General features: G+C 73.4%; 13 protein-coding genes. 3 read left to right on the forward strand and 10 right to left on the reverse strand.

The window, feature by feature from the left end:
- Positions 1–20 precede the first annotated feature (20 nt).
- The 10 genes from IEY93_RS07415 to IEY93_RS07460 form a co-directional block, all read right to left on the reverse strand.
- A complete protein-coding gene (locus IEY93_RS07415; protein WP_189162202.1) occupies positions 21–1,091 on the reverse strand; it encodes an MSMEG_0565 family glycosyltransferase in 1,071 nt (356 codons plus the stop codon).
- A gap of 184 nt (positions 1,092–1,275) precedes the next feature.
- Positions 1,276–2,094 (reverse strand): carbon-nitrogen hydrolase family protein, encoded by an 819-nt coding sequence (locus tag IEY93_RS07420; RefSeq protein WP_229690940.1) that lies wholly within the window; start codon positions 2,092–2,094, stop codon positions 1,276–1,278.
- A 124-nt stretch (positions 2,095–2,218) separates the two neighbouring features.
- Positions 2,219–3,070 carry a carbon-nitrogen hydrolase family protein gene (locus tag IEY93_RS07425; protein WP_203967918.1) on the reverse strand — a complete coding sequence of 284 codons (852 nt, stop codon included), beginning with the start codon at positions 3,068–3,070 and terminating at the stop codon, positions 2,219–2,221.
- Positions 3,067–4,773 (reverse strand): MSMEG_0567/sll0787 family protein, encoded by a 1,707-nt coding sequence (locus tag IEY93_RS07430; RefSeq protein ID WP_189162204.1) that lies wholly within the window; start codon positions 4,771–4,773, stop codon positions 3,067–3,069. Before IEY93_RS07430 ends, IEY93_RS07425 begins: the two co-directional genes overlap by 4 nt.
- A gap of 5 nt (positions 4,774–4,778) precedes the next feature.
- Positions 4,779–5,831, reverse strand: a complete 1,053-nt coding sequence (locus tag IEY93_RS07435) for an MSMEG_0568 family radical SAM protein (RefSeq protein WP_203967917.1) — start codon at positions 5,829–5,831, stop codon at positions 4,779–4,781.
- Positions 5,832–5,839: 8 nt separating this feature from the next.
- Complete coding sequence (locus tag IEY93_RS07440; protein ID WP_189162205.1) at positions 5,840–6,352, reverse strand: MSMEG_0572/Sll0783 family nitrogen starvation response protein; 513 nt, start codon at positions 6,350–6,352, stop codon at positions 5,840–5,842.
- 259 nt (positions 6,353–6,611) lie between these two features.
- Positions 6,612–7,427, reverse strand: a complete 816-nt coding sequence (locus IEY93_RS07445) for an amidohydrolase family protein (RefSeq protein ID WP_189162206.1) — start codon at positions 7,425–7,427, stop codon at positions 6,612–6,614.
- A gap of 3 nt (positions 7,428–7,430) precedes the next feature.
- Positions 7,431–8,927, reverse strand: a complete 1,497-nt coding sequence (locus IEY93_RS07450; RefSeq protein WP_229690941.1) for an MSMEG_0569 family flavin-dependent oxidoreductase — start codon at positions 8,925–8,927, stop codon at positions 7,431–7,433.
- Positions 8,924–9,196: an MSMEG_0570 family nitrogen starvation response protein gene (locus IEY93_RS07455; protein ID WP_229690947.1), complete on the reverse strand. Its 273-nt coding sequence runs from the start codon at positions 9,194–9,196 to the stop codon at positions 8,924–8,926. The genes IEY93_RS07450 and IEY93_RS07455 overlap by 4 nt, the downstream gene beginning before the upstream one ends.
- 271 nt (positions 9,197–9,467) lie before the next feature.
- Entirely contained in the window at positions 9,468–9,821 is a 354-nt protein-coding gene (locus tag IEY93_RS07460; RefSeq protein WP_189162208.1) for a tetratricopeptide repeat protein, read from the reverse strand.
- A 226-nt stretch (positions 9,822–10,047) separates the two neighbouring features.
- Here IEY93_RS07460 and IEY93_RS07465 point away from each other — a divergent pair, with 226 nt between their 5' ends.
- The 3 genes from IEY93_RS07465 to IEY93_RS07475 all read left to right on the forward strand — a co-directional run bounded on the left by IEY93_RS07465 (position 10,048) and on the right by IEY93_RS07475 (position 12,230).
- Positions 10,048–10,464, forward strand: a complete 417-nt coding sequence (locus tag IEY93_RS07465; RefSeq protein ID WP_189162209.1) for a nuclear transport factor 2 family protein — start codon at positions 10,048–10,050, stop codon at positions 10,462–10,464.
- Between the two features lie 199 nt (positions 10,465–10,663).
- Positions 10,664–11,431: a hypothetical protein gene (locus IEY93_RS07470; RefSeq protein WP_189162210.1), complete on the forward strand. Its 768-nt coding sequence runs from the start codon at positions 10,664–10,666 to the stop codon at positions 11,429–11,431.
- Between the two features lie 361 nt (positions 11,432–11,792).
- Positions 11,793–12,230, forward strand: coding sequence for an FxLYD domain-containing protein (locus IEY93_RS07475; protein WP_189162211.1), 438 nt, complete (start codon positions 11,793–11,795; stop codon positions 12,228–12,230).
- Positions 12,231–12,328: the final 98 nt, after the last annotated feature.

Below are 12,328 nucleotides of genomic sequence, written 5' to 3' on the forward strand. Positions count from 1 at the left end.
TACCCGCTGTGGCGCCCGCCTCAGGGGCGGAGGGACTCGTACAGGGCGACGTGCCGGGCCGCGGCGGCCTGCCAGGTGTGCCGGAAGGCCAGGGCGCGGCCGGCCTCGCGCCGGGCCGGGTCGGGAACGGCGAGGGCCGCCCGCATGGCATCGGCCAGTCCGCGCGGCCCGGAGGCGAACAGCGCCACGCCGCCGAACACCTCGCGGAACACCGGCAGGTCCCGGGTGACCAGGGGAACGCCCGCCGCCAGCGCCTCCATCGCGGCCAGCCCGAACCCCTCCTTCAGCGAGGGGAAGGCGAAGACCGCCGCTGAGGCGACGAGGGCGGGCAGCTCCGGATGGGCCACTCCGCCGAGCACGATCGGCTCGATCCCGAGCGCGGCGGCGCGCCGCTCCCACTCGGTCCGGTAGCCGCGGTAGTCGAACAGGGTCTCCCCGCCCGCGACGACCAGGCGCAGGTCCGGGTCGTCCAGCAGGGCGTAGGCCTCCAGCAGGTCCATCGAACCTTTGCGCGGCTCGATGCCGCCCACGGTCAGCACGTACGGCCCGAAGCGCGCGCGCCAGCGGCCGTCGCCGTCGCGGGCCGCCGCGGCGAACCGCTCGGCCTCCACACCGTTGGGGATGACCGTCGCGGTGATCCCCCAGCCGTCGGCCAGCTCACGCGCCACCGCCGAGGAGACGCAGACGTGCGTGTGCGGGCGGACGATCGCCCGCTCGTGACAGGCCGCCAGCTCAGGGGTGGTGAAGTGGTCGATGTGGTGGACGGTCCGCACGCAGTCCTCGACCGCGTTGGCGCTGATGCAGTCCTGGGCGTGCACAACGTCGTACGCCCGCGGGTCGAAGGCCTCGCGCAGCGCGGAGATCGACCGCAGGATGCGCTCGCCCACCCCCTCCTGCGGGATGTCGGGGAACGGGACGAGCGCCTGGCGCACCGACGGCGCGACGGCGCGGAAGAACCCGGCGTCGCCGCCCCGGGCGAGCGCCCAGACGGTGACGTCCTGGCCGGCCGCGGCCAGCGCCTCGGCCAGGTTCAGCGTGTGCACGACCCCGCCTCTGGGCCTGGTCGAGTAGGTCAGCAGCGCGATCCTCACCAGCACCTCCCCGAACGCGTCCCGGCCCAGCGCGGCGTCCAGGCGGCGCGATACCTGGGCACGAGCGAACAGACCAACGGCACGATCCTCACCGGCGCCTCCGGGAACACGACCCTGGCCCGGTACGACGTGCAGGCGACGCGGCACCGGCGCTCGGGTGGGCGGCAGGTCGTCGGCAAGGTCCTCACCGGTAGCTCCCCGGGCGCAGCTCGCCGAGGTGGTCGAGCACCCTCCGGGCGGTCGCGATCTCGGCGGCCACGTCCAGCTCGGCCACGGCGAGCCCGGCCTTGGACCAGGTGCGGGCCAGCACCTCGCCGCCCGGCCCGACCACCTTGGCCTGGCCGAGGAAGCGCATGCCGCCCATCGCCCCCGTCTGGTTGGAGGAGGCCAGCACGACCTGGTTCTCCGCCGCCCGCGCGCAGTCGTACAGGTCGAACAGGCGGGACTGGCGGTCCTGGGCCATCCGCGGGGCCCGGTTGGTGATGCTGGTCGGCCAGGCCGACAGGCAGGCGATGATCTGCGCGCCGTCCAGCGCCAGGCTGCGCGCCGACTCGGGGAAGGTCTTGTCGTAGTCGATGAGCATGCCGAGGCGGCCCACCGGGGTGTCGAACGCGTCGAACCGGTCACCGGCGGCGTAGGCGATGGTCTCGCCGGCCGGCAGGTGGACCTTGCGGTGCCGGCCGAGCACGCCGTCTCCGCTGAGGCACACCGCCGCGTTGTACCGGACCGGGCCGGCGTCCTCGCAGTAGCCGACGCACACCACCATCTCGGCGGCCAGGGCGCGCAGCCGCGCGAAGATCGGGTCGCCGGGGTCCAGCGCGGGCGGCAGCGCGGCGGGATCGGGGTGGCGCAGGTCGGCGAGGTAGCCGCCCAGCGCCGCGTCCGGCAGCACCAGCAGCGCCGCGCCGGACGCGCGCGCGTCGGCGACCAGCTTGGCGATGCGGCCAAGGTCGAACGCAAGGTCCCGGCCGAAGTGCGCGGAGGCGGCGGCGATGCGGATCACAGCGGACGGCCTCCGCGTCGCGTACGGGCCGTCCGGCGCGCGGACCCGCGGCCTGCGGGTAGTGCCGGCGGTGCGGGACGAAAGCGCGCGGAGAGTGCCGGCGGTGCGGGCACGCGGGGCACGGTCAGGACCTTCCAGCGGCGGTGACCCGGCCGTCATAGGTGTAGGCGTCCGGGCGGCGGTCGCGCAGGTGGCCCATCGAGCGGCGGGCGGTCGCGAGCTCCTCTTGCACGTCCACCTCGGCCACCGCTACGCCGCCCGGCACGCCGGTGCGCGCGAGCACGTCCCCGCCGGGACCGACGATCTTCGCGCTGCCGACGAAGCGAAGCGAGCCGAAGGTGCCCGACTGGTTGGCCGACACCCACACGACCTGGTTCTCCAGGGCCCGCGCCTGGTCGAACAGGTCGAACCGCCGGGTCCAGCGGTCCTGCGCCAGGTCGGGCGCCGGGTTCGTACGGCTCGCCGGCCAGGCCGACACGCACACCACGACCTCGGCGCCGTCCAGGGCGAGCGACCGCGCCGACTCGGGGAAGGCCTTGTCGTAGCAGATCATCATGCCGAGCCGCCCGACCGGGGTGTCGAACGCGGCGAACCCGTCGCCGGCGGCGAACAGGGCGTCCTCGCTGAGCGGCTGGTGCACCTTGCGGTGGTGGCCGAGCACGCCGTCGCCGGTGACGCAGACGGCGCTGTTGTACCGCCACGCCCCGGCGGCCTCGCAGTACCCCGCGCAGACCACCATGTCACCCGCGATGGCCGAAAGGCGCCGGATCTCCGGCCCGTCCGGGTCGAGCGCCGGCGGGAGGTCCCCCGGGTCGCCGTCCATGCTGAGCAGGTATCCGCCCAGGCACGCCTCGGGCAGCGCGAGCAGCCCGACACCCTGGTCACGGGCCTGCGCCACCAGGTCCTCGATGCGGGCGAAACACGCCTCGACGTCGCGATCGAACGGCGCGGCGACCGCGCCCATGCGAACCTTCATGCCGGCCGGCCTCTCTCCTCTTGCTCGCTTTGAGCGGTCCGCCGCCGTTGGGCGTTCCGCCCCTCTTGACCGCCGCGCCCTTCCGGGGCGGGGTCGCCCGCGGTGCCCATTCCGGTCACCGGCCCTGCGATGACCTCGGTCAGCTCGCCGTCCGGCCAGCGCAGCATGACCCCCTGCCCGTCGACCAGCTCCGCGCACTCGGCACCGGTCGCGGGGCCCGCGGCCAGGCCGGGGCGGCCCGGCTCGTCGGCGGTGAGCATCGCGAAGCCGGGGAAGCAGGTCAGCCAGTCCCCCATGGTCGCGGCGCCGGGCCGGGGGACGGCGGCGACGTCCAGCACGGCGCCGCACCCGGACGCCTCGGCGAGCATGCCGAGCGTGCCGGCGATCCCCGCCATCGAGACGTCCTTGGCCGCCGCCGGACGGGCGGCGGCGACCGCGCCCAGCATCGCGCGCAGCTCGGGGGTACGGCGGCCGCTGGTGGAGTCCCACTGCCGCCCGGTGTAGCCGGGGCGCCAGCCGCCGCCGAGGTCGGCGGTCAGCCGCACCCGGTGCCCGGGACGGCCGCCGCCGCCCGGAACGAGGTGCTCGGCGCGGCCGAGGGCGGTCACCGACAGCGCCGCGGGCACGCCGAGCTGGGTGTGCCCGCCCAGCACCGAGATGTCGTACGCCCCGGCCGCGCCGCGCAGCCCGGCGAGCACACGCTCGGCGGCCCGGACATCGCGCGCGCCGAGCGCGTCGAGCAGGCCGACCGGCACCGCGCCCATCGCGGCGAGGTCGTTGCAGTTGACCAGCACCGAGCACCAGCCGGCCCACTCGGGGTCGCGCTCCACCATGGCGGGCAGGATCGCGTCGCACGCGGCGACCAGGTCGCCGCCGGGCACCGGGGCGCCGTCGTCACCGACGTACCCCGGCCCGCCGGGGGCCAGCCCGGCCAGCAGCGAGCCCAGCGGCCGTTTGGTGCTCTCGGCCAGGGCGGCGATCCGCCCGATCGGCCGGCGCATCAGCAGGTGCGCGGCCCCGGCGACCATCACCGTGCGCACCGTGTGCCAGCCGAGCCGGGCGAACATCGCCTCGGCGCGCGGCTGCACGGTCGCCTCGAAGCGCAGCGCACCCGCGGCCTCGGCCCGCGCGCAGGCGGCCCGGACCAGCGCGGGCCCGATGCCGGCCCAGCCCCGCTCGGCGGGGTCGACGGCCAGGCGCCCGCCCCGCCACCAGCCGATGTCCGGCCCGCCGGTCGCCGGGCCGAGCCGGACGCCGCCGAGCACGGCGCCCTCCCGGCCCCGAGCGACCAGCACCACGGTGCGCGGGTCGGAGTCGTGCTCGTCCAGGTCGTGGCCCTGGAACAGCCGCTGCTCCTCGACGAAGACCTTCCTGCGCAGGGCGCGGTAGGCCGCGATCCCGGCCCGGTCGGCCTCCTCGATGATGAAGCGCGGCGGCCGCCGCCCGAGCAGTACCTCGCACACCGTCCCGCCATCTGCCCGGACCACCGAGCCGTTCGCCACCGGCAGCGGGCGGTCGTTCGTCCGCCGCCCCGGCGAGCCCTCGTACTCGGGCTCCGGGGAGGAGCCGGACCGGGACGCGAGCGAGGCGCTGGACGGGGGCGCCGGGAAGGCACCGGGTGCCGGGCTGGCACCGGGCCTCGGGGCCGGCGGCGCGCCGAGGAGCACGACGCCGAGGTCGGAAGTGTCGCCGATCCGGGTCATCGCGGTCACCCGCCGGCCACGGCGAGGGCCGCGCAGGCGCCGCAGGCCGCGCATCCGGCCCGCTGATCGGCCCCGGTCATCCCGGCCGCGCGCAGCAGCGCCGCGACCTGCTCGGTGACCTCGCGGACCACCCGCGGGGACGGGGCGGGCGCGCCGTCCCGCCCCGCCAGCGAGCCCTTCATCGGGCGGAAGGGCACCACGAACGGATAGACGCCGCGCCCGATCAGCTCCGCCGCACCTTCGACCAGCTCGCCGGGGTCCTCGCCGAGACCGACGAGCAGGTACGTGGAGACGCGGTTGCGGCCGAACACCCGTACCGCCTCGTCCCAGGCGGCGTCATATGCCGCCCGCGGCACCGCCGCCTTGCCGGGGGTCCAGCGGCCCCGCACCCGCTCGTCCAGCGACTCGATGTGGATCCCGATGGCCGTGGCCCCGGCCTCCTTGAGCGTGGTGATCCAGGACAGGTCGGCCGGCGGCTCGCACTGCACCTGGACCGGCAGGCCAGGCACCGCCTCCAGCACGGCGCGCACCGACCGGGCCAGCACCCGCGCGCCCCGGTCCGGCCCGGAGGTCGTACCGGTGGTCATCACCATCTGCCGTACGCCGTCCAGGCGCACGGCCGCCTCGGCGACCTCGGCGAGCTGCGCCGGGGTCTTGGCGGCGACCGTGGCCCCGGCCCTGAGCGACTCCTCGATGGTGCAGAACCGGCACCGGTCGGCCTCGCCGTACCGGACGCAGGTCTGGACGACGGTGGTGGCCAGCACGTCCGCGCCGTGCAGCTTCGCGATCTTCTCGTACGGGACGCCGTCCGCGGTGACCAGGTCGTAGAAGCGCGGCCGGCGCACGGCCTGGACGGGAACGCCCAGATCGGTCTCCCCCAGCCACAGGCTGCCGTCGCGGACGATGTACGGACTGTCGGGGTTCAGCGGGATCGCCGCGCCGGCGCCACCCATGATCAGGTGGCCGTCGTCGCTCGGTCCGGCTCCGCCCGCGCGGCGCACCGGGGCGTCCGCGCGGACGCCCATGATGGCCACGTCGACCCTGGTACCGACGCTCACGCGCCCTCCTAGAACATGTAGGTCGAGTTGATGATCGCGCCCTTGCGGGCGTAGTGGATCAGGGCGTCCTGCACGTCCAGCGGGTGGGTGGGGATGACGCCCTCGATCAGGTCCTCCTCGCGGGCGCCGTGCAGCGACAGCCCGAAGCGGCAGCAGTAGACCTTGCCGCCCTCCGCGATGAAGGTCTTGAGCGAGTTGTTGATGTTGTGCTCGCCCGGGAACGCCGAGTTGCCCGTCGTCGGGAAGCCCCGGGTGGCCAGGCAGTTGAGCGAGCCGGGCCCGTAGAAGTAGATGGCCGACTCGAAGCCCTTCCGCAGCGCCCTGGTCGCCTGCAGGATCGCCACGAAACTGACCGACGACTCGTGCGCGATGCCGTGAACGAGGGTGAAGTAGCTCTCCCCGTCCTCGGCCTGGTAGTCGGGGAAGACCTTGGTGCCGCCGTAGATGCTGGTGCCTTCGGGCAGCGACGGGTGCGGGATCTCCGTGAGGCTCTGCTTCTCGAGGTCGGTCAGTTCGGACATGGGCATCTCCTTGTCGAGACAGGTGGGCGGCTGGTGTGTTACCGGGGTGCACACGTGGTACGTCGGGCACGGCGGCCGGGAAGGCGATGCCACGTGGTGTGCGGGTGATTCGTCGGTGGCTGCCGGAACAGGTGCCGTCGTACCGGCCTGGCGATGTCGCAACGGCGGATCCCGGCTCGGTTCCGATTCGCGGGGCAGGCCGGTACGCGTTCGGTTCGGGGTCGGGTACGGGTTCGGCCGGCGCGAGGCCGGGCGCGGGTCAGCCGTAGAGCTTGTCGAAGGTGTCGTGGAACATCAGCCGGGCAAGCTCGCCGTCGCCGACCGCCGCGCCGAGCCGGGCCCGCTCGCCGGTGTAGTCCCCCCAGGGCTCGTCGCTGGCGAACAGGACCCGGTCGTGGCCGGCACCGCGCCGCTCGATCTCGGCCGCCAGCCAGCGCGGCGTGAAACCGATGGCCCACGACAGGTCGGTGTAGACCCGTTTGCCGGCGTCGATCCAGTCGAAGAACCGCGAGCCGGCCAGCTTGATGTGGCCGCTCATCCCGCCGCCGAAGTGCACCAGGTGGATCGCCACCGCGTCGCCGTACCACTCCACCAGGTGCCCCACCTCGTCGATGTCGGAGGCGGCGCCGGGCGAGGTGTGCACGTGGACGACCAGGTCGTGGGCGCGGGCGGTGGCGAAGATCAGGTCCAGCGCGGGACGGCAGCCGGTGTCGGTGGGCCGGCCGCCGAGCAGGAAGCTCAGCTTGAGCGCCCGCACGCCGGGCTCACCCGCCAGCGCCAGCGCCGCCGCGGTGCGCTCGGCGTCCTGCGGGCGGGGCGAGACCCACAGCCCGCAGCGAAGGCGTTCGTCGCGGGTCGCCGCCTCCAGGACCAGCTCGTTGAACCCGAAGGCGATGGCCGGGTCGGGTACGCCGTAGTTCGGCAGCACCAGCGCCCGCTCGGTGCCCTCGGCGTACAGGTCGTCCAGCAGGGCGTCCACGGTGGCCCGGGCGGTCACGTCCGGCCGGACGGGCGGGCCGCCGTAGAAGGGGTAGGCGGGGAGCACGCCGAGGTGGCGGTGGGCGTCGTAGACCACGGCTCAGCTCCCCAGCAGCTCGGGGTGGATGAAGTACCTTCCGGGATCCTCGACACCGCCGGCGCTCCCGCCGGCTCCGTCGAGCACCCCGATCCGCTCCGCCCGGCCGATGCCACCGGCCGCGCCGGCTCCGGACGGGGTACGCGGCCGTGGCGGTGCCGGCGCCCGGACCGCGGGAGACCCGGACCACGAGCCGATCCGGCCGGCCAGGTGCTCGGCGTCGGCGCCGACGCCGGAGAACCGGCCCGACCCCCACGTGTGCTGCCACGGCAGGCCGAGGAAGTACAGCCCCGGGACCGGCGTGACCCCGCGCTCGTGCACCGGACGCCCGGCGCCGTCGAAGACCGGCACGGTGATCCACCGGTAATCGGCGCGGAACCCGGTACACCAGATCACCGAGGTGACCCGGCTCGCGTCCAGCCGGGCCGGCGGCCCGTCCTCCGGCTCCCACACCGGCCGGTAGCGCGGCTCGGCCGGCGCCGTGATGCCGTGCGCGGAGATGAAGGCGTCGATGGCGTCCTTGATGCTCTCGGACACCGCGTCGGCGTGGTCGAGGTCGCGCCGCAGATCGGCCCCGAAGGTGATGACCCCGTCCTCGACCCCGGCGAGCCTGCCGTACAGGCGCATCCCGTCACGCGCGAAGGCCCGCAGGTCGATGTCGCGCCCGCCGTCCCGGCCGGTCACGTAGTGATTGGCGCGGGCCCGCACGGCCTGCGGGTCGTCGAAGGAGGTCACCGGCCGGTCGTAGTGGCCCATCAGGTCGAGCCAGGCCACCACGTCCCGGCCCCGGTAGAAGCGGGCGACCCGGGGCGCCGACCCGACCGCGAGGTGGACCCGGCGGCCGTCCAGGTGCAGGTCCTCGGCGATCTGGCAGCCGGACTGGCCGCTGCCCACGACCAGCACCTCCCCCGGCGGGAGCTGGGAAGAGTTGCGGTAGTCGCCCGAGTGGAGCTGGGTGATGTGCGGCGGGAACCGTTCGGCGATCCGCGGGACCACCGGCACCTGGTACGGCCCGGTCGCCACCACCACCTGCCCGGCGGTGAAGGCGCCGCCGTCGGTACGCACCTCGAAGCCGTCCGCGGTGGCCGACAGCCGGGTGGCGGTGACCCCTTCGAGCACGGGCGGGCCGAACGAGGCGGCGTAGTCCTCGACGTACCGGACGATCTCGTCGCGCCGCATGAACCCGTCCGGCTCGTCCCCGGCGTAGGGGAAGCCCGGCAGCCGGCACTGCCAGTTCGGCGTGACCAGGCAGAACGAGTCCCACCTGCGGGAACGCCACTCGTGGCCGATGCGGTGGCGCTCCAGCACCACGTGGTCCACGCCGCGCCGCGTGAGGTGGTGGCTCATCGCCAGCCCGGCCTGCCCGCCGCCGACGACCACGACCGCGTGGTGCCCGCCGGCGAGCGCGCCCGTCCCGTCTCCGGCCTCGGCCCGGCCGCCGGCGTACTCCTGCCCGTCGCCGTGCGCCCGCTCGCCCGTCCCGTCCGCGCCGCCGCTCACCGCTCGAACCTCTCGACGGTGACCGAGCCCTCACCGGCGAACCCGGCGGCCTTGTCCTCGATCTCGGCGATCTGCTGGGAGGCGCTCGTACAGAAAAAACCGTATTTCTCCCGCACCCGCTCCCCCGCGATGCGCAGCGCCCGCCCGCTCAGGTCGACGAACTCCGTCACCGGATAGGACTGCTCCGGCCGCAGGAAGTCGGCGATGACGAGGGAGGGGGAATAGCAGCGCGAGCGCGAACCGTCGGGCCATCTGACCTGGAAGTACATCTCGGGCACGCCGGCCTCCTTGAGGAAGGTGACCCACCGGACCCGCGGTGGTCACTGCCCAGAGTCCATCCGGCCGGGGTTTCCGACCTGTGGCATCCGGAACAAAACCGGGTAACCGCACACGCACTCTCCGCCACATCCGGCTATGACGCCCCCGAATCACCCCCGCCCCCGCCCCGTCACGCCCCGTACACCGGGCGGGCGCGCCGCCCGGCTCCCCGTGCGGCGCGCCATATGGTGACCCGGCGAGTGGCCGTCGAGGCCGGTCGGGTCAGGCGAGATCGGCGGCGTACACCGAGACGTCGACCTGCTCGGCCGGGCCGAAGCCCATGGCATCGGCCAGCTTGCGGTAGCGCTCGGCCTCGTCGTGCCGGCTGCGGCGCTCAAGCGTCCGGGCCAGCGCCTCGTACGCCCAGCCGTTGGCCGGGTCCAGCTCCAGCAGCCGGCGGAAGGTCTCCTCGGCGCGGCCGAGCTGGGCGCTGTGGAAGTAGGCCCGCGCCAGCAGCTCGACGGCCGCCCGGTTCCCCGGCTCGGCGTCCACGATCGGCGTGAGGATGCGCGCCGCCTCGGCGTAGTCCTTCGCCTCGAAGAAGAGGCACCCGCGCTGGTACTCCTCGTAGCTCATCGACCTCTCCCTTCACGGCGCCCAGCCCTACGCTCGACGCCGCCGCCCCCTCAACACCACCACCCGCGTCCCTCTTCCCGCCCGAACGACGGCAGCCCTTTCCGCTTCGCACTCCGCGAGCGCCTCCTCCGCTTCTCCTGCTCGCCGATGTGCCCGCCTTCGCCGCAGAGATCCGCCAGGCCTTTGAAGTCGCGCGTCGTACGAGGGTGGTGGTTAGCATTTCGGTGTGACGCCCCGTGAACTGGCCGACGCCTACCTTGCGGCGTTGGGTGATGGAGATCTGGACGGCATCCTGCGGCTTTTCACCCCCGATGGCATGGTGCGTTCTCCCTTGTACGGGCCCATGCCGGCGGCGGAGTTCTATCCGGCGGTCCTGGCCGACACCTCGGCCTCGCACCTGACGCTGCGCGGGGTGACCACGGGTGAGACGGCCACTGGCGAGACGCTGGTGAACGTGTGGTTCCACTACGACTGGCGGCTGGCCAACGGCGACGCGGCGCCGTTCGACGTGGTCGATGTCCTGGAGCTGGACGCGCAGAGCCGGGTCGCCGTGCTGAACATCGTGTACGACACGGTGGACGTGCGCCCCGCCTACGAGAAGGCGATCGGCCGCCCATCCTGGCGAGCCGCCGGCGACGGCTGAGCAGCGACCGGATTTCTGCGCGGAGGGCCGCTTCCACGGTCTCCTCGAATGCCTTATACGCGAGGGCGCGAGGGCTTGCGGGTACCGCCGAGGATGCCGCGCGGAACGCGCAGTTTTCCCTAGTGGCGGGCGGCGGGAGGTGCCAGAGTGCCAGGCGGTACATTTCGGACCGACACGATCCACCCTTAGGAGACCGTTCATGCTGCGCCCGCTCGCCGCCGCCGCGCTCACCGCGTTCTGCGTCCCGGCCCTGTTCACCTCCTCCGCCGACGCGTCCGCCACGTCCACGAGCACCGCGAGTTCCGCGACGCCCACGGCGGTCTACGGGTTCGCCTGGGCGGACGGGACCGGCGTTCTGCGCGTCCTGCCGGTCAAGGCCACCCTGAACCGGCGGAGCGGCCCGCCGCGCTACACCTTCTCCCCCATCCCGGGAGCCAAGGAGCGGCGGATCGACTACTCACGCGCCGAGTTCCGCAGGGTCACCTCCGCCTGCGACCTGAAGGAGACCGAGGGAGTCGTCAAGGTCGACGCCAAGGGCCTGGGCACCACCCGGTGCAAGCCCGCGGACCTGGCCTTCGCGCTCGGCCTCGGCCCCACGCCGGTCAAGATCTCGCTGGGCGCGAAGAAGCGCGTCTACGAGGTCCTCGCCCTGCCCGGCTCGTCGAAGACCGCCTACGGCACGATCAGGCGGGTGAACGACACGACCGTCCTGTTCACCAGGGGCAAGAAGTCGATCAGGCTGGGCTACACGGCCCTGACGTTCACCCGTACCACCCGCTCGTGCGGCTCCCCCTGGCTGGCCGACCGGTCCAACGCCCAGAAGAACGGTCTCGGCCGCAAGGACTGCACCGGCGCGGACTTCACCAAGGCCCTGAAGGCGCTGAAGCGCCCGGTTCTCGCGAAGATCGACTACACCTCGCTGAGCAACCAACTCAACCAGGTCTGGGAATTCACCCCCGCGCGCTGAGGGCCATCTCATCGATCACCCCGGCCCGCGGAGCATGGCTTCGGCGGGCCGGGTCCCCGCACGACATGTCCCGTGCTTCCGGATCTGGCGCGACGCGCGTACTCGCGCGAGGGCTATCCGCCTGCCGCCGGCCTCCCGCCGGGGCGACTGCCAAGAACCCGCGGTGACAACCGGATGGCCTCGGCCCGACCCGGGTGGCGAGTCCGAATAGAGATGACCGAAAAGCTCGTTCAAATCCCCCAATTCGGGCAGGATGCATCACATTTCGGGCTAAATTGGCCTTGCATTTGCCTGATGGCTAATCAAAGATGAGGTGCCGCTTTCGACGGGGGAAGCGGCCATCCATCGCCATGGGGGCACCATGATCAAGGGTTTGACCGGCACGTTTTTGGCGGTCACGGCCGCGGCCGGGTTCATCGCTCTCGCACCGACGGCGGCCTCGGCGTCCACAGCCGGGCAGAGCGCGCCGGCATCGGTCACCACGACCCAGAAGCAACTGATCGACTACAAGATCTCCTTCGGTACGTGCAAGAGGACCTGCCACGTAAAGGTGCGGATCAAGAACATCTCCCGTAAGCAGCTCTACAGCGTCAACCTGACCGTCCGGCTCTACGTCAACGGCACGAAGGTCGGCACCTGTACGGACTACGTCGGCAGCATCCGCCCCAGAGGGGTCCGTTCGGCCGGGTGCACCGTACGCACGGCGAAGCTCGCCGGCATGTGGAACCGCTACGACGACGGCGAGATCAACTTCAACACCCGGGCCAAGACCAGGGTCAACTACCGGTACTACGCCTGACCCACGGGCAGGGGGCGGGCCCGGCTCCGCTCCCTGACCATCCGGCCGCACATGTTCGCGCGTTGCGGGCCGCCACGTACCCCTGATCACCGGGCCAT

Origin of the sequence: Sphaerisporangium melleum (assembly GCF_014646695.1) — a bacterium.
GTDB lineage: Bacteria > Actinomycetota > Actinomycetes > Streptosporangiales > Streptosporangiaceae > Sphaerisporangium > Sphaerisporangium melleum.

Excerpts from the sequence above, each read along its gene's own strand:
- IEY93_RS07430 (WP_189162204.1), bottom strand. The coding sequence starts at position 4,773 with ATGACCCGGATCGGCGACACTTCCGACCTCGGCGTCGTGCTCCTCGGC.
- IEY93_RS07460 (WP_189162208.1), bottom strand. The coding sequence starts at position 9,821 with ATGAGCTACGAGGAGTACCAGCGCGGGTGCCTCTTCTTCGAGGCGAAG.
- IEY93_RS07475 (WP_189162211.1), top strand. The coding sequence starts at position 11,793 with ATGATCAAGGGTTTGACCGGCACGTTTTTGGCGGTCACGGCCGCGGCC.
- IEY93_RS07470 (WP_189162210.1), top strand. The coding sequence starts at position 10,664 with ATGCTGCGCCCGCTCGCCGCCGCCGCGCTCACCGCGTTCTGCGTCCCG.
- IEY93_RS07425 (WP_203967918.1), bottom strand. The coding sequence starts at position 3,070 with ATGAAGGTTCGCATGGGCGCGGTCGCCGCGCCGTTCGATCGCGACGTC.
- IEY93_RS07455 (WP_229690947.1), bottom strand. The coding sequence starts at position 9,196 with ATGTACTTCCAGGTCAGATGGCCCGACGGTTCGCGCTCGCGCTGCTAT.
- IEY93_RS07440 (WP_189162205.1), bottom strand. The coding sequence starts at position 6,352 with ATGTCCGAACTGACCGACCTCGAGAAGCAGAGCCTCACGGAGATCCCG.